Genomic DNA, 19,671 nt, shown 5'->3' with positions numbered 1-19,671 from the left:
TGGAGCCAAACATGTCCCAAGCATTCACCGCCATCGCCACCCTGATCGCCAAACCCGGCCAGCAGGACACCCTCGAAAACGCCCTGCGCGCACTGGTTGAACCGAGCCGCGCCGAGGAGGGTTGCAGCCAGTACGACCTGCACCGCGACCTGGCCGATCCGCTGACTTTTTATGTGATCGAACATTGGGCCAGCGAGGAAATCCTCCAGGCGCACAACGCCAGCGCGCATTTTCAGAACTTCCAGGCCACCGCCGGCCACTGCATCGAACACTTCCAATTGAAACGTCTGGGCGCCATCGCCTGAGCCCTTCTTCTATTACCGTTACGGAGCAAGTCATGAAAGCCATCGCCTATTACGCCTCCCTGCCGATCAGCGACGAAAAATCCCTGCAAGACATCGAACTGCCGGAGCCGGTCGCCGGGCCGCGCGACCTGCTGGTGGAAGTCAAAGCCATCTCGGTCAACCCGGTCGACACCAAGGTGCGGCAGAACGTGGCGCCGGAAAACGGCGCAGCAAAAGTGCTGGGCTGGGACGTCGCCGGTGTGGTCAAGGCCGTCGGCAGTGAAGTGACACTGTTCAAGGCCGGCGACAAAGTGTTTTACGCCGGCTCCATCGCCCGTGCCGGTGGCAACAGCGAGCTGCACGTGGTCGACGAGCGCATTGTTGGCCACATGCCGAAATCCCTCAGCTTCGCCGAAGCTGCTGCGCTGCCGCTGACCGCGATCACCGCGTGGGAGCTGCTGTTCGAACGCCTGCAGATCCGTGAGGGCAAGACCGATGAAGGTCAAAGCCTGCTGATCGTCGGCGCCGCTGGCGGCGTCGGTTCAATCCTCACCCAACTGGCCAGCCAGTTGACCGGCCTGAAGGTCATCGGCACCGCGTCCCGTGCACAGACTCGCGACTGGGTGACGGAGCTGGGCGCCGACCTGGTGATCGACCACAGCCAGCCGCTGAGCGAGGAACTGAAACGCGCCGGCATCGATCACGTGACCCACGTCGCCAGCCTGACCCAGACTGATCTGCACCTGGATCAACTGGTCGAGGCGCTGGCACCGCAGGGCAAACTGGCGTTGATCGACGATCCGAAGTCACTGGACGTGAGCAAGCTCAAGCGCAAGAGCCTGTCGCTGCACTGGGAGTTCATGTACACCCGCTCGCTGTTCGAAACACCGGACATGATCGAACAACACAAACTGCTCAACCGCGTGGCCGAGCTGATTGATGCGGGAACGCTGAAGACTACGGTGGGCGAGCATTTCGGCACGATCAACGCGGCGAACCTGCGTCGCGCGCATGAGTTGCTGGAAAGTGGCAAAGCCAAGGGGAAAATTGTTTTAGAAAGTTTCTAAGAATCCGAAGACCGCAATCAGCGCCAGACCATTCAAGGGCTGGCGCTGATTTTTGCCGTCAGTCAGATGCTTCTCCGTTGTCACAAATGCGATCGTATTCAGGTCTACACTCGAAGCCTCTGCGATACATCTTTTACGCAAGGGAGGTCAGCAATGAAGATCCTGATAAAAGAAGTGGCAAAGTCCCAATGGCAGGTTCGTCTGGACCAGCACGCCGTGACATTTCGCAGTGAAGCCGAGGCCCTCGCCTTCACCCGCACCCTTGAAGCGCGCCTGCACGCGCCCCATCAGATTCCCGACTCCGGACAGCAACGCGCTGCTGGCTGACGTATCAGGCTTCGGCCTGTGCTTGCGCCAACGCCCGGGCATTCTGCAAATGCCGGGTGTACATCGCGACACTCACCACCAGTAATCCACACAGGCTGATGACCATGGCCATCGGTATGGCACTGCCGTCGTGCAGAACGCCCACCAGCGAGGCCGCGCCGGAAGCCACGCTGAACTGCAGGCAACCCATCAGTGCCGAGGCACTGCCGGCGCGCGCGCCCTGACCGTTCATCGCACACGCCGCTGCGTTTGGCAGGATGCAGCCGAGGCTGGCAATACACACGAACAACGGAATCAACAGCGGCCACAAGGCTTCGGTGTGCAACGAGCTGACCGCGAGCAAAGAGACACCGGCCAACAGATACACCCACACCGCCCGCGACAGCAGGAAGGCCGGACCGCGCTTGGCCAACAGCCGCGCGTTGACTTGGGCGACCAGAATAAAACCCGCGGCATTGGTGCCGAACAGCCAGCCGAAATGCTCGGCCGGTACGCCGTAGAGTTTGATGAAGACGAACGGCGAACCGGCGATGTAGGAAAACATCCCGGCAACCGCGATGCCGCCGGTCAGCGCGTGGCCGAGAAACACCCGGTCGCCGAACAACCGGCCGTATTGGCGCAACGCACCGGACAACGGCTGGCGCGGCACGTAGTCCGGCAGACTTTCCGGCAGACCCAGTGCCACAGCGAGGCCGGCCAGTGCGCTGAAGCCGGTCAGCACGAGGAAGATCGACTGCCAGCCCGTGGTGTTGACCAGCAGACCGCCGAGCAGCGGCGCGAGGATCGGCGCCAGGCCCATCACCAGCATCAATTGCGAAAAGACTTTCGCCGAACCGACCGCATCGCACTTGTCGCTGACCACCGCCCGGGAAATCACCATTCCCGCGCAGCCGCCCAGCGCCTGAACGAAACGCGCGCCGATCAGCCACTCCAGATTCGGTGCATAGGCACAGGCCAGTGAGGCCAGGGTGAACAGGCCAACCCCGACCAGCAGTGGCAGGCGCCGCCCAAAACGGTCGGCCACCGGGCCGTAGAGCAATTGACCGATCGACAGGCCGGCGAAATAGGCCGCCAAGGTCAGTTGCACATGCTTTTCATCAGTGCCAAAGGCCAGCGCCATCGACGGAAACGCCGGCAAATAGAAGTCGATCGCCAGCGGACCGAAGGCGCTCAAGGCACCGAGAATCAGAATGGTACGGAAGTTCATCAGGCATCCAGGTTGGATAGAAGTCGGCAGCCCGACAGTCTAGCCGCGCGGAGACACCTTGAACATTCCGATAGCTCGCTAACTATTAGAAATCAGATGACCTACATCTGAAACCTGTGGCGAGGGCGCTTGCTCCCGCTGGACTGCGCAGCAGGCCCAGTGTTTTTCAATTGGAAAAAAAGGGCCGCTTCGCGACCCGGCGGGAGCAAGCTCCCTCGCCACAGGGGATTTATCGTTAACCGGCGAGTTTTACCGGGTAACCCTCTTCGCTGATAACCTCGATCACCTGCTCCGCGCTGAGCGAACTCTCGACGCCGACTTCTTTGGCCGCCAGATCGACCCGCACGCTGGCCGCCGGATCTTTCGCCTGCACGGCGTGGGTGATGGCTTTGACGCAGTGACCGCAGGACATGCCTTGAACATTGAACACTTGCATGGATTGACTCCCTTGAGTGAAGTTGCCGGCAGTGTCGAGCTTGCCACCATGGCAAGGTCAAGTTCTGGAAAAAAATGCCGGGCTGGCAATCGGCGCTGCGCTCAGCCAAGCTGCGCACACCAATGACTCAAACTCAGGAGATTCAGCCATGCGCTGGTCAGCTTTCAGCCTGTTTGGCTTGCTCAGCCTCTTTGCCGCCCTGCCCCAGGCCAACGCGACCGGTGAGGATTACGCCGTTCTGATCATCTCGCGCGAGCGTCTGGAAGTGCCGACTCCCTGCGAGATTGGCGTGTACGTTAATGATCAACTCGCTGGGCGCCTGCTGCAGGAACAGACCACTTCCTTCAACCTGCCCCACGGCACGATTTCCATTCGTCTGAAACAGTTGCCTGGCCAGGTGCCGGGTTGCCAGGCAGGCATGCTCGCACCTCCCGCGCAGGAGATCTCGCTCAAGGCCGGCGATGTGGTGAAGTACCGGATCGCGGCAAATGCCAAAGGCTTGTACCTGCGACCTGCCGCCCTCGAATACTAAGCGAAACTCCAAATGTGGGAGCGGGCTTGCTCGCGAATGCGGTGTGCCTTTCAGCGATGATGTTGACTGACACAGCGCTTTCGCGAGCAAGCCCGCTCCCACATTGGTTTTGTGCTGAGTCAAATATTGGCGCTTGACCTTGCCCGCATGGCAAGGTTGATCCTTGTAGGCATCTTCTACAGGGAGTAAGACCGATGTCCGATTCCATCACCTTCGACCTGCCGATTGCCGGCATGACCTGCGCCAGTTGCGCCGGGCGTGTCGAGCGGGCGTTGAGCAAAGTCAGCGGCGCCAGTGGCGTCAGCGTCAATCTCGCCACCGAACAGGCCCGCGTCCAGGCACCGGGTGGCAGCTTGCCGGCGTTGATGGAGGCGGTGCAGCGCGCCGGTTACAGCGTGCCGCAGCAGACCATGGAATTGAGCATCGACGGCATGACCTGCGCCTCGTGCGTCGGGCGCGTCGAACGCGCCCTGAACAAAGTCCCCGGGGTGAAGAGCGTCAGCGTCAACCTCGCCAACGAACGCGCACACCTCGAATTGCTCGGTCAGGTCGACCCGCAATCGCTGCTCGACGCGGTGAGCAAGGCCGGCTACTCGGCCAGCGTCTGGCAAGCCGATCACCCCACTACCGATAACCAGCAACAGCGCCTGCAACATGAACGCTGGGCGCTGATCTGCGCCATCGCCCTGGCCTTGCCGCTGGTGCTGCCGATGTTGCTACAACCGTTCGGCATCCACTGGATGCTCCCGGCCTGGGCGCAATTCGCCCTCGCCACCCCGGTGCAATTCATTTTCGGTGCGCGGTTTTACGTGGCCGCGTGGAAAGCCGTGCGCGCCGGGGCCGGTAACATGGACTTGCTGGTCGCCCTCGGCACCAGCGCCGGTTATGGCTTGAGCCTGTACGAATGGGCCACCGCCGCCGGGCGCATGCCGCATCTGTATTTCGAAGCCTCGGCGGTGGTGATCGCCCTGGTGCTCCTCGGCAAATACCTGGAAAGCCGCGCCAAACGCCAGACCGCCAGCGCCATCCGCGCCCTCGAAGCCTTGCGTCCGGAAAGGGCGATTCAGGTCATTGACGGTCGCGAGCAAGACGTGGCGATCAGCGCTCTGCGCCTGAATGATCAGGTGCTGGTCAAACCCGGCGAACGTTTCCCGGTCGACGGCGAAGTGCTCGAAGGCCAGAGCCACGCAGACGAAGCGCTGATCAGCGGCGAAAGCCTGCCGGTGCCAAAACAGCCGGGCGACCAGGTCACCGGCGGTGCGATCAACGGTGAAGGTCGCCTGCTGGTGCGCACCACCGCCCTCGGTGCGGAAAGTGTATTAGCGCGGATCATCCGTCTGGTCGAGGACGCTCAGGCGGCGAAAGCGCCGATCCAGAAACTGGTGGATAAAGTCAGCCAGGTGTTCGTGCCCACCGTGCTGCTGATCGCTTTGGCGACACTGATCGGCTGGTGGCTGTACGGCGCGCCCATGGAAACCGCATTGATCAACGCGGTCGCTGTGCTGGTGATTGCCTGTCCGTGCGCCCTCGGCCTCGCCACGCCGACGGCGATCATGGCCGGCACGGGTGTGGCTGCGCGTCACGGCATTCTGATCAAGGACGCCGAAGCGCTGGAACGTGCCCATGAAGTCGACAACGTGGTCTTCGACAAGACCGGCACGCTGACTTCCGGCACCCCGCGCATCGCCCATTTCAGTGCGCTGGATGGCGATGAAAATACCCTGCTGACACTGGCCGGTGCCCTGCAACGCGGCAGTGAGCACCCGCTGGCCAAAGCTGTGCTGGACGCTGCCACCGAGCGCGGCTTGCAGGTGCCGGATGTCAGCGACAGCCAGTCCCTGACCGGGCGCGGCATCGCCGGCACGCTTGCCGGTCGGCGCCTGGCGCTGGGCAATCGGCGCTTGCTGGAAGAAAGCGGCTTGAGCGCCGGCCACCTCGCCGAGTCCGCCAAGGCCTGGGAAAGCCAAGGCCGAACCCTGTCGTGGCTGATCGAGCAAAGCCCAGAAGCGCGGGTGCTTGGGTTGTTCGCCTTCGGTGACACGCTCAAGCCCGGGGCACTGCAAGCGGTGCAGCAATTGGCCACCCGAGGGATCCACAGTCATCTGCTGACTGGCGACAACCGTGGCAGCGCGCGCGTGGTGGCCGAGGCGCTGGGCATTGAAAATGTTCACGCCGAAGTGCTCCCCGCCGACAAAGCCGCCACCGTCGCCGAACTGAAGAAAACCGGGGTGGTGGCGATGGTCGGCGACGGCATCAACGACGCCCCGGCACTGGCGGCGGCCGACATCGGCATCGCCATGGGCGGCGGCACCGACGTGGCGATGCATGCCGCCGGCATCACCTTGATGCGCGGCGATCCACGGCTGGTGCCGGCGGCGCTGGAGATCAGCCGCAAGACCTACGCGAAGATCCGCCAGAACCTGTTCTGGGCCTTCGTCTACAACCTGATCGGCATTCCGCTGGCGGCGTTCGGCTTCCTCAACCCGGTGCTGGCCGGCGCGGCGATGGCATTGTCGAGCGTCAGCGTGGTGAGCAATGCGCTACTGTTGAAAACCTGGAAACCGAAGGATCTGGAGGAACAGCGATGAACATCGGCCAAGCGGCCCGGCACAGTGGCCTGAGCGCAAAGATGATCCGCTATTACGAGTCGATCGGCCTGCTCAAGGCTGCCCATCGCACCGACAGCGGCTACCGGGTCTACAGCGATGATGACCTGCACACGCTGGCGTTCATCAAGCGCTCGCGGGATCTGGGATTTTCTCTGGAAGAAGTCGGCAAGCTGCTGACCCTGTGGCAGGATCGCCAACGCGCCAGCGCCGATGTGAAGGCCCTGGCGCGTCAGCACATCGACGAGCTGAATCAGAAGATCCGCGAGCTCGGCGAGTTGCGCGACACCCTGCAGGACCTGGTCGAGCACTGTAATGGCGACCATCGCCCCGACTGCCCGATCCTCAAGGAACTGGCGTCGGGCTGCTGCGCGCAACCCGCCCGCGCCTGAGCGCCAGCAACTTCACGGTCAACAGCGTACCCAGCGGGATGCCGTGGAACAGCACGACCACGGCACCCGGCGTCCACCAGCCGTAAAACGGCGCGGCAACCAGCATGCCGACGCCGAACCCGGTCATTTGCAGCAAGGTCAGGAAACTGAAAATCGGCAGGCGCAAATGCTCCGGTTCACGCTGCAGACGCGACATCAGGCTGACTTCGGAGAAACCGTCCCCCAGCCCCGCCGGCAGCGAAAACAGCAGCAGACCGTAAAGGCTGTGCTGCTGGAACATCAGGATAAAACCGCAGGACATCAACGCCACGCCGAAGAAATACCGTCGCTCCAAATCACGGTTATCCGTGCCTTTGAGGCGACTGGCAATCCGTGCGCCGAGCAGTTTGCCGCTGGCCCACACCGCCAGCATCAGGCCCAGCGTGGTGCTGGCCGAATCAGGGGTCAGCAGTTTGGAGATGACCGGGAATCCGACGTTGTGCGCGGCACTGCCCAAGGTGTCGGCCATGGTCACGGCAAGCATCGCGGCGATCACCGGAGCGCTGCGCAGGCCTTGTTTCAGGGCTAACCATTCGCCGCGTTCGCTGGTTGATTGTTCGCGGACTTCTGCAGCGGCGAAGCGCAACGGCGCAATCAACAGCGCCGCCAGCACATAGGTCAGTGCGTTGAGCGCAAACACCGTTGCGAAACCAAATGCCGCCACCAGCAAGCCGGAGACCAGACTGCCGCCGACCATGGCTGCGGATGACGCCGAGGTGATCCAGGCATTGGTTTTCAGTAGCTGCGCCGGGTCGATCAGCTTCGGCAACTGGCTGTTGAGGCCGATGGCGAACATCGAATTGCCAAAACCCAGGCCGAAGGCGATCACCGGCAACAGCAACGCCTGCTGGCTCAGCGGCAGGATCAACAGCAGGCCAAGCAGCGTCGCGCGCAGCAGATCGAAGGCGATCAGCGGCACCCGGCCACTCCAGCGCCGATAGAAGCGCGTACCGATCAGACTGGCAAAAATCCCCCCGCCAACCCGGCTGGCGAGAAAGATCCCGACGCTCATGGCGCTGTTGCTCAGCAGGTAGACATAGGTCGCCAGCGCGACCATGTTGAGAAAGGCGCCGAAGTCGGAGATCAGGCGGGCGGTGATGATCAGTTGGGTGTTGCGTGGGGTGATCACATTCAGTCCTTGAGTGTGCCGAGGCCGGACAGATTCACACACAACTATTAGCAACACCACCCATCCTCTGTGGGAGCGAGCCTGCTCGCGAAAGCGGTATGTCAGTCAACAAGGATGGTGACTGGTAAGGCCCCTTCGCGAGCAGGCTCGCTCCCACAGGGAATTTGGGGTGGTCTCCGGAAAAATACAGGGCACAAAAAACCCGGCCGAAGCCGGGTTTCTGTTCAAGCGCTTACTGCATCCACGGTGGCGGCGGTGGTTCGTCGGACTTGCCCTTGGGCTCGTCATCCGCCGCACGGATCGCCTGCTTGCGCTCTTCGTCGAGACGCGCCGCTTCGATCTCGCGCAACACACCGCCAACGTCGGCCAGATCTTCCGGATCGTCGAACTCACCGGTCAGCACGCTGTTGGGGTGCAAGGTGCCGGCTTCGTACAACGCCCACATTTCCTTTGCGTAGCGGGTCTGCTTCAGCTCCGGGGCAAAGCGCCCGAAGTACGACGCCATGTTGCCCACATCGCGCTCGAGCATGCTGAACGCGTGGTTGTTACCGGCGGCATCCACCGCCTGCGGCAGGTCGATGATCACCGGCCCGGTCGGGGTCAGCAGCACGTTGAACTCCGAGAGGTCACCGTGCACCAGACCGGTACACAACATCAGCACGATCTGCGAGATCAGGAACGCGTGATACTCGCGGGCCTGATCCGGCTCCAGCACCACGTCGTTCAGACGCGGCGCGGCATCGCCATACTCGTCGGCCACCAGTTCCATCAGCAGCACGCCATCCAGAAAGTCGTATGGCTTGGGCACTCGCACACCGGCACCGGCCAGACGGAACAGCGCCGCGACTTCGGCGTTCTGCCAGGCGTCTTCGGTCTCTTTGCGACCGAATTTCGAGCCCTTGGCCATCGCCCGAGCCTGCCGGCTGTTACGCACCTTGCGACCTTCCTGATACTCGGCTGCCTGGCGGAAACTGCGTTTGTTCGCCTCCTTGTAGACCTTCGCGCAACGTAACTGGTTACCGCAGCGCACCACATAAACAGCTGCTTCTTTACCACTCATGAGTGGGCGCAGCACTTCGTCGACCAGACCGTCTTCGATCAGGGGTTCAATGCGTTTTGGAGTCTTCATCAGCTTTTATTGTGGGTCCTTTATTACCAAACACGCGAATGTCACTCGTTATACGGCAATCCTCGCGCTACGGGGAGGGGGTGCCGACCTGTGAACCCTATGGATGCACACACTGTGCCGAAATAATCGAGCTTTGCCGATCATAGCTGAGCCGGTTTGAAATGTTGGTAATCGGCGTCGAGGGCATTTGCGACAGAATCTGACATTGGCATTCATTTCCCCTGTGGGAGCGGGCTTGCTCGCGAAAGCGGTCTGTCAGACACAATGACGGCGCCTGACACGCCCCCTTCGCGAGCAAGCCCGCTCCCAGGGGATTGCGCTCAACGTTCGATAATTGCGGTGACACCTTGGCCGCCAGCAGCACAGATCGAGACCAGCCCCCTGCCCTTGCCTGCCGCATCCAGCAGTTTCGCCAGGTTCGCGACAATTCGCCCGCCGGTCGCGGCAAATGGATGCCCCGCCGCCAGCGAGCTGCCTTTCACATTCAATCGAGTGCGGTCGATCGACCCCAGCGGTGCGTCCAGCCCCAGGCGCGTCTTGCAGTATTCGGGGTCTTCCCAGGCCTTGAGCGTACACAGCACCTGCGCAGCGAATGCTTCATGAATTTCGTAGTAATCGAAATCCTGCAAGGTCAGCCCATTACGCGCCAGCAAGCGCGGCACTGCATACACCGGCGCCATCAACAGACCTTCGGCGCCGTTGACGAAATCCACCGCCGCCGCTTCGCCATCGCGCAGATACGCGAGGATCGGCAAACCACGTTCTTTCGCCCATTCCTCGCTGCCCAGCAGCACCACTGAGGCGCCGTCGGTAAGTGGCGTGGAGTTGCCTGCCGTCAGCGTGCCCTTGGCGCTTTTTTCGAAAGCAGGTTTGAGCGTGGCGAGTTTTTCCAGGGTCAAGTCCGGGCGCAGGTTGTTGTCACGGGTCAGGCCGAGAAACGGCGTCATCAAATCGTTGTGCCAGCCTTCGCTGTAGGACGCGGCGAGTTTGTGATGACTTTCGAGGGCCAGTTGATCCTGCTCTTCACGGGGAATGTTCCAGGTCTGCGCCATCAGTTCGCAGTGCTGGCCCATCGACAGGCCGGTGCGTGGCTCGCCATTACGCGGAAACTCCGGGATCAGGTGCCGTGGTCGCAGTTGCAGAAAGGTTTTCAGCTTGTCGCCGGTGGTCTTGGCGCGGTTGGCCTGCAGGAGGATTTTGCGCAGGCCTTCGCTGACGCTGATCGGTGCGTCCGAGGTGGTGTCGACACCACCGGCAATGCCGCAGTCAATCTGGCCGAGAGCGATTTTGTTGGCCACCAGCAGCGCAGCTTCCAGCCCGGTGCCGCAGGCTTGCTGGATGTCATAGGCCGGAGTGGCCGGTGACAGCCGCGAGCCGAGCACGCATTCGCGGGTCAGATTCATATCCCGTGACAATTTAAGCACCGCACCCGCCACCACTTCGCCAATCCGCAGGCCGTGCAGGTTATAGCGTTCGATCAGGCCTTCAAGCGCGGCGGTGAGCATCACCTGATTGCTGGCAGTGGCGTACGGCCCGTTGGAGCGGGCGAAAGGGATACGGTTACCACCGATGATGGCGACGCGGCGCAGCTGACTCATGAAAAGCTCCTTTTCCAAATGGTCGAATTCACCTGAATCCTTGTAGGAGTGAGCCTTGTGGGGAGGGGATTCATCCCCGATGGGTCGCGTAGCGGCCCCACACATTGCAATCGCTATACATTGCGACTGCTTCGCAGCCGATCGGGGATGAATCCCCTCGCCACAGGTCACACCTACAGGGTTCAACGTTGTTTCTGAATTTGTGTTTGGCCACACAACCATCAGCGGCCAACTACTCTGCTGTTCTAGCGTAGGCCTTATTGTGTGGATCGAACGATTGATTGCCGTTGGTAGTCCACACTTTGAACCCCAACTTTTGGAGAGCGTTCCATGTCTGACCGCTATATCGACTTCGCCAACTCATCCATCGGCCACCGTTTGGTCGGGGCTTTGGGCCTGCCGTCGCCGGTGCGGCTGGAACGCTGGCAGGCCGGACGCCTGCGGCCGGTGGACGGTGCGCTGCTGATCGGCGGCGGGCCGCTGGCCGAGCGGGTCAATGCGTTTGCCAACCGCCTGACCGATGCGATCTACAGCTACGGCACCGAACCGTCGCTGGCCACCGCGTGGATTCCCGGGCACGGGCCGAAACTCAAGGCCGTGGTATTCGACGCCAGCGATCTGCAGCACACCGACCAGCTCAAACAGCTGCGCGAGTTCTTCCAGCCGTTGATGAAAAACCTCGACAGCAGCGCACATCTGGTGATTCTCGGCCGCGCCCCGGAAACCCTGCGCGAGCCCTTCGCCTCCAGTGCGCAACGGGCGCTCGAAGGTTTTTCGCGCTCGCTGGCCAAGGAGCTGCGCAGCGGCGGCACGCTGCAACTGATCTATGTCGGTGACGGCGCTGAAGATCAGCTTGAGGGGCCGTTGCGGTTTTTCCTGTCACCGAAAAGTGCCTTTGTCTCCGGGCAGGTGATTCGCCTGAGCCCATGCGCCACGCCGGTCACCGATTGGACCCGGCCATTGGCCGGACGCAGGGCGCTGGTCACCGGCGCGGCACGCGGGATCGGCGCATCAATCGCCGAAACCCTCGCCCGCGACGGTGCCGAGGTGATTCTGCTCGACGTCCCCCCGGCCAAGACTGATCTGGAAGCCCTCGCCGCACGTCTTGGCGGCCGGGCGATCACCCTTGATATCTGCGCCGAAGATGCCGCCGCGCAACTGATCGAACAACTGCCGGACGGCCTCGACATTCTGGTGCACAACGCCGGGATCACTCGCGACAAGACCCTGGCCAACATGACCCCGGAATTCTGGGACGCGGTGCTCGCGGTCAACCTCAACGCCCCGCAAGTACTGACCAAGGCCCTGCTCGACAGCGGCACCCTGCACGACAATGCGCGAGTGATTCTGCTGGCCTCGATCAGCGGCATCGCCGGCAATCGCGGACAGACCAACTACGCCGCGAGCAAGGCCGGCCTCATCGGTCTGGCGCAGGCCTGGGCGCCAACTCTGCACGAACGCGGCATCAGCATCAACGCTGTGGCCCCGGGCTTCATCGAAACCCAGATGACCGCGCACATTCCGTTCGCCTTGCGCGAAGCCGGGCGGCGCATGAGTTCGCTGGGCCAGGGCGGCTTGCCGCAGGACGTCGCCGAAGCCGTCGCGTGGCTGGCACAACCGGGCACCGGCGCGTTCACCGGGCAGGCGCTGCGGGTCTGTGGACAAAGTGTTCTGGGGGCCTAGGCATGAGCATCGAATGGCACACGCTGGATCGCGAACCGAGTCTGCCCGGCCTGTATGCGCGGGCCGCAACACGACGCAAGATCACCGGCACCACCCTGCCCGACAGCGGTTTGCGCTGTTGGATCGACATCGACGGCAAGCGGCTGGCGGACTATCGCAAGGTCTGTGGATTTACCGATGACGGACTGCTGCCGCCGACTTATCCACACAACCTCGCGTTCGCCCTGCAGATGCAATTGCTCACGGCGAAGGAGTTTCCATTCCCGCTGCTGGGGCTGATTCACCTGAGCAACCGCATTCGCGTGTTGCGGCCGATGGGCGGGATCAGTCGCGCGCAAGTCAGTGTGCGGGTGCACAACCTGCAGCCGCATCCCAAAGGCGCGACCTTCGATGTGCTGACCACTCTCGATGATCAACTCGGGCCGCTGTGGGAGGCGGAAAGCCAGATGCTCTGTCGCGGCGTGAAACTCGACGGCGAACCCGTCGAGCAACGTTGGGAACCCACGCAGATCCTGACGCAGGTTGCGCAGTGGAAAGCACCGGCCGATATCGGTCGGCAATACGCCAAAGTCTCGGGCGACTACAACCCGATTCACCTGAGCGCCGCCAGTGCCAAGCTCTTCGGCTTCCCCACGGCCATCGCTCACGGTTTGTGGAACAAGGCCCGTACGCTCGCAGCGCTGAGTGATCACCTGCCCAAGGCCAACCTTGAGGTCAGCGTGTTTTTTCACAAACCGGTGCGTTTACCCAGTGAGGTGACTTTGCTGGCGAGTGCAGCAGGCTCCAGCGGTGAACTGCGTTTGATCGGTGCAGGCGACCTGGAGCACATGGTCGGTCAGTGGCAGCCGATTGCCTGATCCTCACCACGGGCAAGCCTGTAAATTGTGTGTATATCACTTAAGTTTTCCCACGCTCGGCACCGTCCTCTGAAAAACTCCAGGCCTTGATTTTCAAGGCCTTTTTTTACGCCTCTATATCCTGGGTATTAGTGCTTAGGCATTGCGCTACGCCTTATATATAAAGGCGTTAATACCAACTTGAGAATGGTCGAAACCTGCGGCGCGATTGAGATTGACACCACGGACGAGGCATCGCCGGCGACAGATCGGCGGGCCATCGAAAACGACGAAATGTTGTTACAGGTGCAAGGAATCTCAATCATGAAAACTCAAGTGTGGTGCAAATCGGCAACAGCTCTGGCATTGATCCTTTCCCTTGGTCTCGCTGGCTGCAGCAGCGGCGGTGGCGGCCATCACAGCAGTTCCGGCAGTTCATCCTCCGATGGCGCAGCAGCAGGCGCCGGTACCGGCGGCACCAGCGGAAGCGGTGGTACAAGCGGCAGCGGTGGTACAGGTGATACCGCGGGTACGGGCGGAACGGGTGGAACCGGTGGCACGACCACCCCGACAACACCTACAACCCCAACGACTCCAACGACTCCAACGACTCCGACCCCGTTGGTGACCACCACTCTGGTACAGGATGTCGGCAACACCGTCGCCGGCGTCGGCAGTGGTGTCGGTCAGGTCGGCGACTCCTTGAGCACCGTTCCAGTCGTGGGCGGCGTTGTGCAAAGCGCAGTCAAAACCACAGGCAATGTGGTCACCACCCTGGGTGATGGCGTGGCCAACGGCATCGGCAAACTGGGCACGGTCGACAACGGTCTGGGCGTGACCGCAGCCTCGGTCGGCGGCGTGGTGTCAGATGTCGGTACTGGCGTCTCGGATCTGAGCAGCAAACTGGCGACCGCCACCGGCAGTGTTCCGGTCGTCGGCGGCGTGGTCACCAAAGTCGCTCCGGTGCTCGATGGCGTCGGCGAAAAAGTCACTATGCTCGGTGACACCCTGAGTCTGGCCACCACCACCGGCCCACTAGGCTCGGTGACTAAAAGCGTCGGCAACGGTCTGGTGCCAGTGATTGCGATGGTTGAAAGTACTACTGACAAAGTCGGCGATGCGACCGGGCTTGGCGCTCCGCTCAATGGCGTACTCGGCCAGGTCGGTGGCGCCGTCAAAGGCGTGGGCGGTCAGGTAACCGGTGCTGGCGACGGCAACGCCTTGACCAACACCGTTGGCGGCGCGCTGACCAACGTCGGCACCACCGTCGGCAAGGCTGGCGGGCTGGTGGACAACGGCACCAGCAGCGGTGGTGGTTTGGGCGGCGGTCTGGGTGGCGGCCTCGGCGGTACCGGTTTGCTGCAAACCGTCGGCGGCGCAGTGGTCAACGTCGGTAGCGGCCTGAACGCCGGCAACACCAACGGCGTGGTCAGTGCCGGTGGTGTCACTGCGGGCGGGCTGGGCAACACCATCGCTTCGCTCAACACCGTACTCGGCGGCTCGGGCACACCGATCACTGCCACCACCTCACCACTGGCCACCGTCGGCGCTACCGTGGGCGCAGGGCTTAATCCAGTGACCAGCGCCGTCACCGGTCTCACTCAACAGGTCGGCGCCACGACAGGTATCGGGGCACCGGTCGCCGGTCTCACCGGTCAGGTCGGCGGCGCAGTCAGCACCATCGGCAACACCATTGCCGCCACCAACAACCCGGTGACCACCGCCGTCGGTGGTTTGGTCAACAACGTCGGCGCCACTGTCGGTGCGGTCGGTGGTCTGGTCAACGGAGGCACCGCCACAGGTGGCGCAACCGGCGGACTGGGCGGTGTACTCGGTGGCCTGACCGGCGCTCTTGGAGGCAACAAACGCTAAATTGCACCTGGCCGATTCGACGGCCTCACCTACAGCGCCTACGCTTGGTTGAGGGCGGAAGATTCCCACGAATCTTCCGCTTTTTTCTTAGGAAAAAAACAGCCCTGTGCTGCGACCTGACCACGGAGTGTCCTATGCGCGTAATGGCATCCCTGCTGTTCCTCAGTCTCAGTTCCGCCGCTTTCGCCGACACCCTCCCCAGCTTTCTCAACAGCAACGAAACCATTCGCAATCTGCCCGTGCCGAATCTGCCGGCCGATGCCTATCGCCCGGCCACCACCCCGGTGCAAGTGCCGGAACCCGGCGCGGCCAGTGCCCAGCCGCTGATGATGGAAACCAGAATCACCCTGAAGACGGTGCAGATTGAAGGCGGGACGATCTATCCGCTCGGCGAACTGGCCGAGATCTACAAACCCCTGATCGGTCACCAGACCAGCCTTGCCGACCTGATCGAAGCCACCCGCAACATCACCCGCCGCTACCAACAGGACGGTTATCTGCTGTCCTACGCGTTCTTGCCTCAACAAAAGTTCGACGACGGGGTAGCGCGGGTGGTGTTGGTGGAAGGCTACGTCAGGGATATCCAGATGCAGGGCGACGTCGGCCGGGTCAAAGGCCTGCTCGATAAACTGGCGGCGAAAATCCAGGCCGAACGGCCGCTGACCCGCAAGACCTTCGAGCGCTATACCACGCTGATGACCCGCATTCCCGGAGTGACGGTGCAGGCCCAGGTGCCTCCGCCCGGCACCACCGACGGTGCCACGACCCTGGTCGCCCAGGCCAGTCGCAAACCGTTCACCAGCACCCTGAGCACCACCGAAGACAATCGTAACGGCACTCAGGCATTGCTCGGCGTGAGCAGCAACTCGCAAACGGCCATGGGCGAACAGCTGACCCTCAGCGGCCTGTTTCCGCCAGGGCACGACGCAGAGCATTACTATCGCCTGGACTACAACCAGTTCCTCAATGCAGAGGGCACACAACTGAGCCTGTTCGCTTCGCGCTACCGCGCCGACCCGGGCACCAACGTGCAACTGGATAACGGTCTGGAACTCAAGCCGCATCAGGAAGACGATCGCTACTCTATCGGTTTCAGTCACCCGATCATCGCTTCGCCCAACGAGTTGCTCAGCGCCGGCGCAAGGCTTTATGCGGTCGACGACACCACCCGCTATAACGTCGTCGGCTACCCCTTGAGTGTCGAAGAACGCACCAACATCCGCGCCGTCGCCATCGAAGGTGACTGGCGCAAGTCAGACGCCCGGCAACTGCGGATTCTCAGCGCGGGCCTGTACCAGGGCATCGACGGCATGGGCGCGCACACCAATAACCCGGATCTGGATATCAACTTTTTCCGGATGCGCCTGTCCGGCGTACAGAGCGACAAGTTCTTCGACAACTGGCAGGGCGTGCTGTCGGCGGCGCTGTACTGGAGCGATGACACGCTGCCCGACAGTGAGCGTGCGGTGTTCGGCGGGCAGAATTTCGGCCGTGGCTACCCGGACGATCAGGCGTCGGGGGACAAGGGCTGGGGGGCGGCTTACGAGGTCAACTACAGCTTCAACCGCGACGGCAACTGGGTGCGCATCCTGCAGCCGTACGTGGTGCTGGACCGTTCGAAAACCTGGTTCAACAAACTGGCGGTGCAAAGCAGTGACCTGTCCTCGGCGGCCGTCGGGCTGCGCTTCGGCGATGCCAAGTACTACAACATTGCGCTGGAAGCGGCCAAGCCGATGGCCGATGAAGCACTGGACACCTACAACCGCCGGATGAGGTACAGCATCAGTTTCAGCTATCAGCTGTAGGAAATCAGATCAATCAACTGAGCGGACAGACCGCTTGCTCTCACATTGCAGCGCACATCCCTGTGGGAGCGGGCTTGCTCGCGAAAGCGGTGGATCAGCCAGCATTTTTGCCGACTGACACTACGCCTTCGCGAGCAGGCTCGCTCCCACAGGTTTTACGCGAAGTGGATCAGAACGCGTAACGCACCTTCGCAGTAAAGCTGTCGGAGTCGAAACCGCTCGAAGTCAGATAGTTGTAAGAGCCGCCGACGCTCCAGGCACCCATCCGGTAGTTGGCGCCCAGACCCAGTTCATAACTGTCACGCACCGGTGTGGTACCGCGGCTGACGGACGACTCACCACCCAGCACGAAGGCCGAAGTGGTGCTGACCTTGTCACCGATGAAGTCATGCCAGGCCATCAGCTTGGCTTCCGGTTCCAGGCTACCGCTGCCAACGTCGAACGCTGCAGCCAGGCGTGCACCGACGCCCATCTCACCGACTTCGTAACGCTGGCTGCCGACATTCAGCGACGCCGAGCTGCCCTTCTCGCGATACGCATCCATGCCCACATTGGCATAGCGTGCGCCGACCTGGGGTTCCAGCACCACATCAGGCATCAGCCGCAGGCTGTAACCGGCCAATGCGCTCACGCCAAATACGTCACTGTCGTAATCCGCCTTGGCCTGAGTGCCAGCGATATAACGTTTGGATTCGTTGTCGTTCCAGCCGTACATCAGCGACGAGTCGACGAACCAGTTGTCATGCACCCAGTTGCTGTACAACGTCAGCGCATGACCAGTGACTTTGGTCTTGTTGCCCAGATCGGACTTCACATCGGTATCGAGGTAGCTGTAGGCCAGACCCAGCGTGGTGTCGGCATTCAACTGGCCATCGGCACCGACCGCGATCCCGTGGCTGTCGGCGTCATAACCGGCGACACCGCGACGCTCATCCTGATTGGCATCGCTGCTCAGGGCTTGCAGCCACACGCCTTTTTCCGGGGCGCCGGTGGTTGAACGCGCGCGACTGGAGCGATCACTGATCACGCCCGAGACCAGCGTCTGGCTGTTGGTGGCCGCGTGAAGTACACCGCGGCTGACATCCGGGTTGAGGGATTCACCCAGTCGCGCCAGCTCGACATCGGTGCCGGCATTGGCGAAGGCCTGGAATACCGGATCCTGCTCGTCGAGGCGCGCCAGCAGCGCCGATACATGCCCCACCTTCGTCGCCGCATTACCACTGCCGCCGACCGCCAGGGTGTTCTCGGCCAGTTCCTCGCTCGACTTGGTCGTCACCACACTGGTGATGTCGTTGCCGACCACGCCGAAGCTCTTGACGTCCAGCAGCGCGGAGGTCGATGTCACGGTCAGGTTGTTGCCACCCACCAGATTGCCCGAGCTGATCAGGGTGTAGCGGGTACCGCCGGGGGTTACACGAAAATCACTGGAGCGCGCCAGCAGCCGCAGTTGTGCGCCCGGGGCAATATCGGTGGTGCCGGTGACCTTCAACACCGGCAGCGCCGGGTTGGTGTCGTTGCCCAAGTACATCTCCAGCACCGAGCTGGATTCTTCCATGTCGAAGTCACCGATGATCGTCGTGTGCGGTTTCATCAGGGTCAGCGTGCCCTCTTCGATGGTGACGTAGCCGGAGCGGATGGTTGAGCCGTCGAAAGTCGCATCGCCGTCAACCTTGACCCCGGACAACCCGAGCAGATCACCCTTCACAGCGCCGCCATAAAAATAGAAATAGCTCGCGCCGTCATCGACCTGGATCGCCGCCTTGCCCCCCTCGATCAACCCGTTCATTTGATAGATGCCGAAAGGCAGGGCGCCACTGGCCTGGTCGCTGACATGCACACCGATATCCTCGCCGGAGATGGTTCCGCCGTTCCATAGTGCGGTGGCGTTGGCACCTACTGGACCGCTGAACTTGACCCCCTCGAATACCAATGCCTCGGCATTGGCACCGGTTGCACGGATAGTCCCCGTGTTGTTGACCGACAGGCTCAGCGTCGCGCCGTCGAGCAAAACGCCCAATGCGTCGGTACCGCTTGCGCTAATGGTGCCTCGGTTGCTGAGCCCGGTCATGCTGGTATGTACCAGCGACAGGCCGCTGGCAGTCTGGCCGCTGACGTCGATGCTGCCGCTATTGACCAATGAGTTGCCCAGCGTGCTGCCGAGATCGGAAATACCGCTGGATGTGCCAGCGTCGGCCAGGCCATGAACAGAAATAGAGCCTTCGTTGATCAGCGCGCCGGCGATCTTGGTCGGCACCATACCGGCAGTTCCCAGACTGATGCCAACGCCGAACTTGGCGCCGTCAATCTGGATATTGCCGGTGTTGCGCAGTTGATCCGCCGTCACCCCCGAGAGCTGTGCGCCGTAGGTCGAGCTCAACTGCGAGACGGGAGCGATGTTGCCGTTGCCGCTCAAAGTGATCAGCCCCCAATTCTGCAGATTAGCGGTCAACGGACCACCACTCAGATCGTGGTTCAGGCTCGCGCCGGCGGCGACCGCGAAGGAGGTGTGCAGCGTGGCGGCGGCAATGGACAGCGCCAGGACAGAGCGGCGCAGGCAAACGATATTCACGCGAGAATCCCTTCCAAAACATAAAAACAGTTTCAGCAGGGTTCATTACATCGTTCAGGCCTCCCTACCGTCCCGCCAGATCGTCCTGGTTCGGGCGCGGAGAATGTACAGGAGCCATCATTTTGATGCCACGCAAAAGTCAAAGTACTGGCGTCAATTT

General features: G+C 62.0%; 16 protein-coding genes. 10 read left to right on the top strand and 6 right to left on the bottom strand.

The genetic code is table 11. The annotated features are described in order from the left end of the window. Positions 1-11 precede the first annotated feature (11 nt). The 3 genes from M0814_RS27725 to M0814_RS27715 all read left to right on the top strand — a co-directional run bounded on the left by M0814_RS27725 (position 12) and on the right by M0814_RS27715 (position 1,678). Positions 12-305 carry a putative quinol monooxygenase gene (locus M0814_RS27725; protein WP_103484567.1) on the top strand — a complete coding sequence of 98 codons (294 nt, stop codon included), beginning with the start codon at positions 12-14 and terminating at the stop codon, positions 303-305. Between the two features lie 32 nt (positions 306-337). Continuing rightward, positions 338-1,351 (top strand): zinc-binding alcohol dehydrogenase family protein, encoded by a 1,014-nt coding sequence (locus M0814_RS27720; RefSeq protein ID WP_103484568.1) that lies wholly within the window; start codon positions 338-340, stop codon positions 1,349-1,351. A 153-nt stretch (positions 1,352-1,504) separates the two neighbouring features. Beyond that, positions 1,505-1,678 (top strand): hypothetical protein, encoded by a 174-nt coding sequence (locus M0814_RS27715; RefSeq protein ID WP_003221361.1) that lies wholly within the window; start codon positions 1,505-1,507, stop codon positions 1,676-1,678. A gap of 4 nt (positions 1,679-1,682) precedes the next feature. On the opposite strand, the gene M0814_RS27710 is transcribed toward M0814_RS27715, so the two are convergent. Together M0814_RS27710 and M0814_RS27705 are read right to left on the bottom strand one after the other, a co-directional pair. Then, positions 1,683-2,885 (bottom strand): multidrug effflux MFS transporter, encoded by a 1,203-nt coding sequence (locus tag M0814_RS27710; protein WP_103484569.1) that lies wholly within the window; start codon positions 2,883-2,885, stop codon positions 1,683-1,685. A gap of 235 nt (positions 2,886-3,120) precedes the next feature. Then, positions 3,121-3,321 (bottom strand): cation transporter, encoded by a 201-nt coding sequence (locus M0814_RS27705; RefSeq protein WP_103484570.1) that lies wholly within the window; start codon positions 3,319-3,321, stop codon positions 3,121-3,123. A gap of 148 nt (positions 3,322-3,469) precedes the next feature. Here M0814_RS27705 and M0814_RS27700 point away from each other — a divergent pair, with 148 nt between their 5' ends. From M0814_RS27700 to cueR, 3 genes are all read left to right on the top strand, one after another. Then, positions 3,470-3,853 (top strand): hypothetical protein, encoded by a 384-nt coding sequence (locus M0814_RS27700; RefSeq protein WP_103484571.1) that lies wholly within the window; start codon positions 3,470-3,472, stop codon positions 3,851-3,853. Between the two features lie 194 nt (positions 3,854-4,047). Further along, positions 4,048-6,441: a heavy metal translocating P-type ATPase gene (locus M0814_RS27695; RefSeq protein ID WP_103484572.1), complete on the top strand. Its 2,394-nt coding sequence runs from the start codon at positions 4,048-4,050 to the stop codon at positions 6,439-6,441. Next, the gene (gene cueR, locus M0814_RS27690) at positions 6,438-6,851 is read left to right on the top strand and encodes a Cu(I)-responsive transcriptional regulator (protein ID WP_007962968.1); all 414 of its coding nucleotides are present in this window, start codon (positions 6,438-6,440) and stop codon (positions 6,849-6,851) included. Before M0814_RS27695 ends, cueR begins: the two co-directional genes overlap by 4 nt. On the opposite strand, the gene M0814_RS27685 is transcribed toward cueR, so the two are convergent. From M0814_RS27685 to M0814_RS27675, 3 genes are all read right to left on the bottom strand, one after another. Continuing rightward, positions 6,805-8,019, bottom strand: a complete 1,215-nt coding sequence (locus tag M0814_RS27685; protein ID WP_103484573.1) for an MFS transporter — start codon at positions 8,017-8,019, stop codon at positions 6,805-6,807. The genes cueR and M0814_RS27685 overlap by 47 nt on opposite strands. 232 nt (positions 8,020-8,251) lie before the next feature. After that, complete coding sequence (locus M0814_RS27680) at positions 8,252-9,148, bottom strand: PA4780 family RIO1-like protein kinase (RefSeq protein WP_003221347.1); 897 nt, start codon at positions 9,146-9,148, stop codon at positions 8,252-8,254. Between the two features lie 320 nt (positions 9,149-9,468). Continuing rightward, positions 9,469-10,746: an acetyl-CoA C-acetyltransferase gene (locus M0814_RS27675; RefSeq protein WP_103484574.1), complete on the bottom strand. Its 1,278-nt coding sequence runs from the start codon at positions 10,744-10,746 to the stop codon at positions 9,469-9,471. A gap of 330 nt (positions 10,747-11,076) precedes the next feature. Here M0814_RS27675 and M0814_RS27670 point away from each other — a divergent pair, with 330 nt between their 5' ends. The 4 genes from M0814_RS27670 (at position 11,077) to M0814_RS27655 (ending at position 16,942) form a co-directional block, all read left to right on the top strand. Then, on the top strand, positions 11,077-12,429 hold the full coding sequence (locus M0814_RS27670; protein WP_103484575.1) for a 3-oxoacyl-ACP reductase: 1,353 nt from the start codon (positions 11,077-11,079) through the stop codon (positions 12,427-12,429). A 2-nt stretch (positions 12,430-12,431) separates the two neighbouring features. Beyond that, a complete protein-coding gene (locus M0814_RS27665; protein WP_103484576.1) occupies positions 12,432-13,286 on the top strand; it encodes a MaoC family dehydratase in 855 nt (284 codons plus the stop codon). Between the two features lie 303 nt (positions 13,287-13,589). Further along, entirely contained in the window at positions 13,590-15,137 is a 1,548-nt protein-coding gene (locus M0814_RS27660) for a collagen-like triple helix repeat-containing protein (RefSeq protein WP_103484595.1), read from the top strand. A 134-nt stretch (positions 15,138-15,271) separates the two neighbouring features. Further along, positions 15,272-16,942, top strand: a complete 1,671-nt coding sequence (locus M0814_RS27655) for a POTRA domain-containing protein (protein ID WP_103484577.1) — start codon at positions 15,272-15,274, stop codon at positions 16,940-16,942. A gap of 169 nt (positions 16,943-17,111) precedes the next feature. On the opposite strand, the gene M0814_RS27650 is transcribed toward M0814_RS27655, so the two are convergent. Beyond that, positions 17,112-19,511: an autotransporter outer membrane beta-barrel domain-containing protein gene (locus M0814_RS27650; protein ID WP_103484578.1), complete on the bottom strand. Its 2,400-nt coding sequence runs from the start codon at positions 19,509-19,511 to the stop codon at positions 17,112-17,114. Positions 19,512-19,671 lie beyond the last annotated feature (160 nt).

It is taken from the genome of Pseudomonas sp. MWU12-2020 (genome assembly GCF_023100605.1).
Taxonomy (GTDB): domain Bacteria; phylum Pseudomonadota; class Gammaproteobacteria; order Pseudomonadales; family Pseudomonadaceae; genus Aquipseudomonas; species Aquipseudomonas fluorescens_H.
Note: the sequence above shows the minus strand (reverse complement) of the source record. Positions and strands in the feature narration are given on the sequence as shown.

Bases quoted from the DNA above. Each gene is read 5' to 3' on its own strand.
- M0814_RS27725 (WP_103484567.1), top strand. From the start codon at position 12: ATGTCCCAAGCATTCACCGCCATCGCCACCCTGATCGCCAAACCCGGC.
- M0814_RS27720 (WP_103484568.1), top strand. From the start codon at position 338: ATGAAAGCCATCGCCTATTACGCCTCCCTGCCGATCAGCGACGAAAAA.
- M0814_RS27715 (WP_003221361.1), top strand. From the start codon at position 1,505: ATGAAGATCCTGATAAAAGAAGTGGCAAAGTCCCAATGGCAGGTTCGT.
- M0814_RS27710 (WP_103484569.1), bottom strand. From the start codon at position 2,885: ATGAACTTCCGTACCATTCTGATTCTCGGTGCCTTGAGCGCCTTCGGT.
- M0814_RS27705 (WP_103484570.1), bottom strand. From the start codon at position 3,321: ATGCAAGTGTTCAATGTTCAAGGCATGTCCTGCGGTCACTGCGTCAAA.
- M0814_RS27700 (WP_103484571.1), top strand. From the start codon at position 3,470: ATGCGCTGGTCAGCTTTCAGCCTGTTTGGCTTGCTCAGCCTCTTTGCC.
- M0814_RS27695 (WP_103484572.1), top strand. From the start codon at position 4,048: ATGTCCGATTCCATCACCTTCGACCTGCCGATTGCCGGCATGACCTGC.
- cueR (WP_007962968.1), top strand. From the start codon at position 6,438: ATGAACATCGGCCAAGCGGCCCGGCACAGTGGCCTGAGCGCAAAGATG.
- M0814_RS27680 (WP_003221347.1), bottom strand. From the start codon at position 9,148: ATGAAGACTCCAAAACGCATTGAACCCCTGATCGAAGACGGTCTGGTC.
- M0814_RS27675 (WP_103484574.1), bottom strand. From the start codon at position 10,746: ATGAGTCAGCTGCGCCGCGTCGCCATCATCGGTGGTAACCGTATCCCT.
- M0814_RS27670 (WP_103484575.1), top strand. From the start codon at position 11,077: ATGTCTGACCGCTATATCGACTTCGCCAACTCATCCATCGGCCACCGT.
- M0814_RS27665 (WP_103484576.1), top strand. From the start codon at position 12,432: ATGAGCATCGAATGGCACACGCTGGATCGCGAACCGAGTCTGCCCGGC.
- M0814_RS27660 (WP_103484595.1), top strand. From the start codon at position 13,590: ATGAAAACTCAAGTGTGGTGCAAATCGGCAACAGCTCTGGCATTGATC.
- M0814_RS27655 (WP_103484577.1), top strand. From the start codon at position 15,272: ATGCGCGTAATGGCATCCCTGCTGTTCCTCAGTCTCAGTTCCGCCGCT.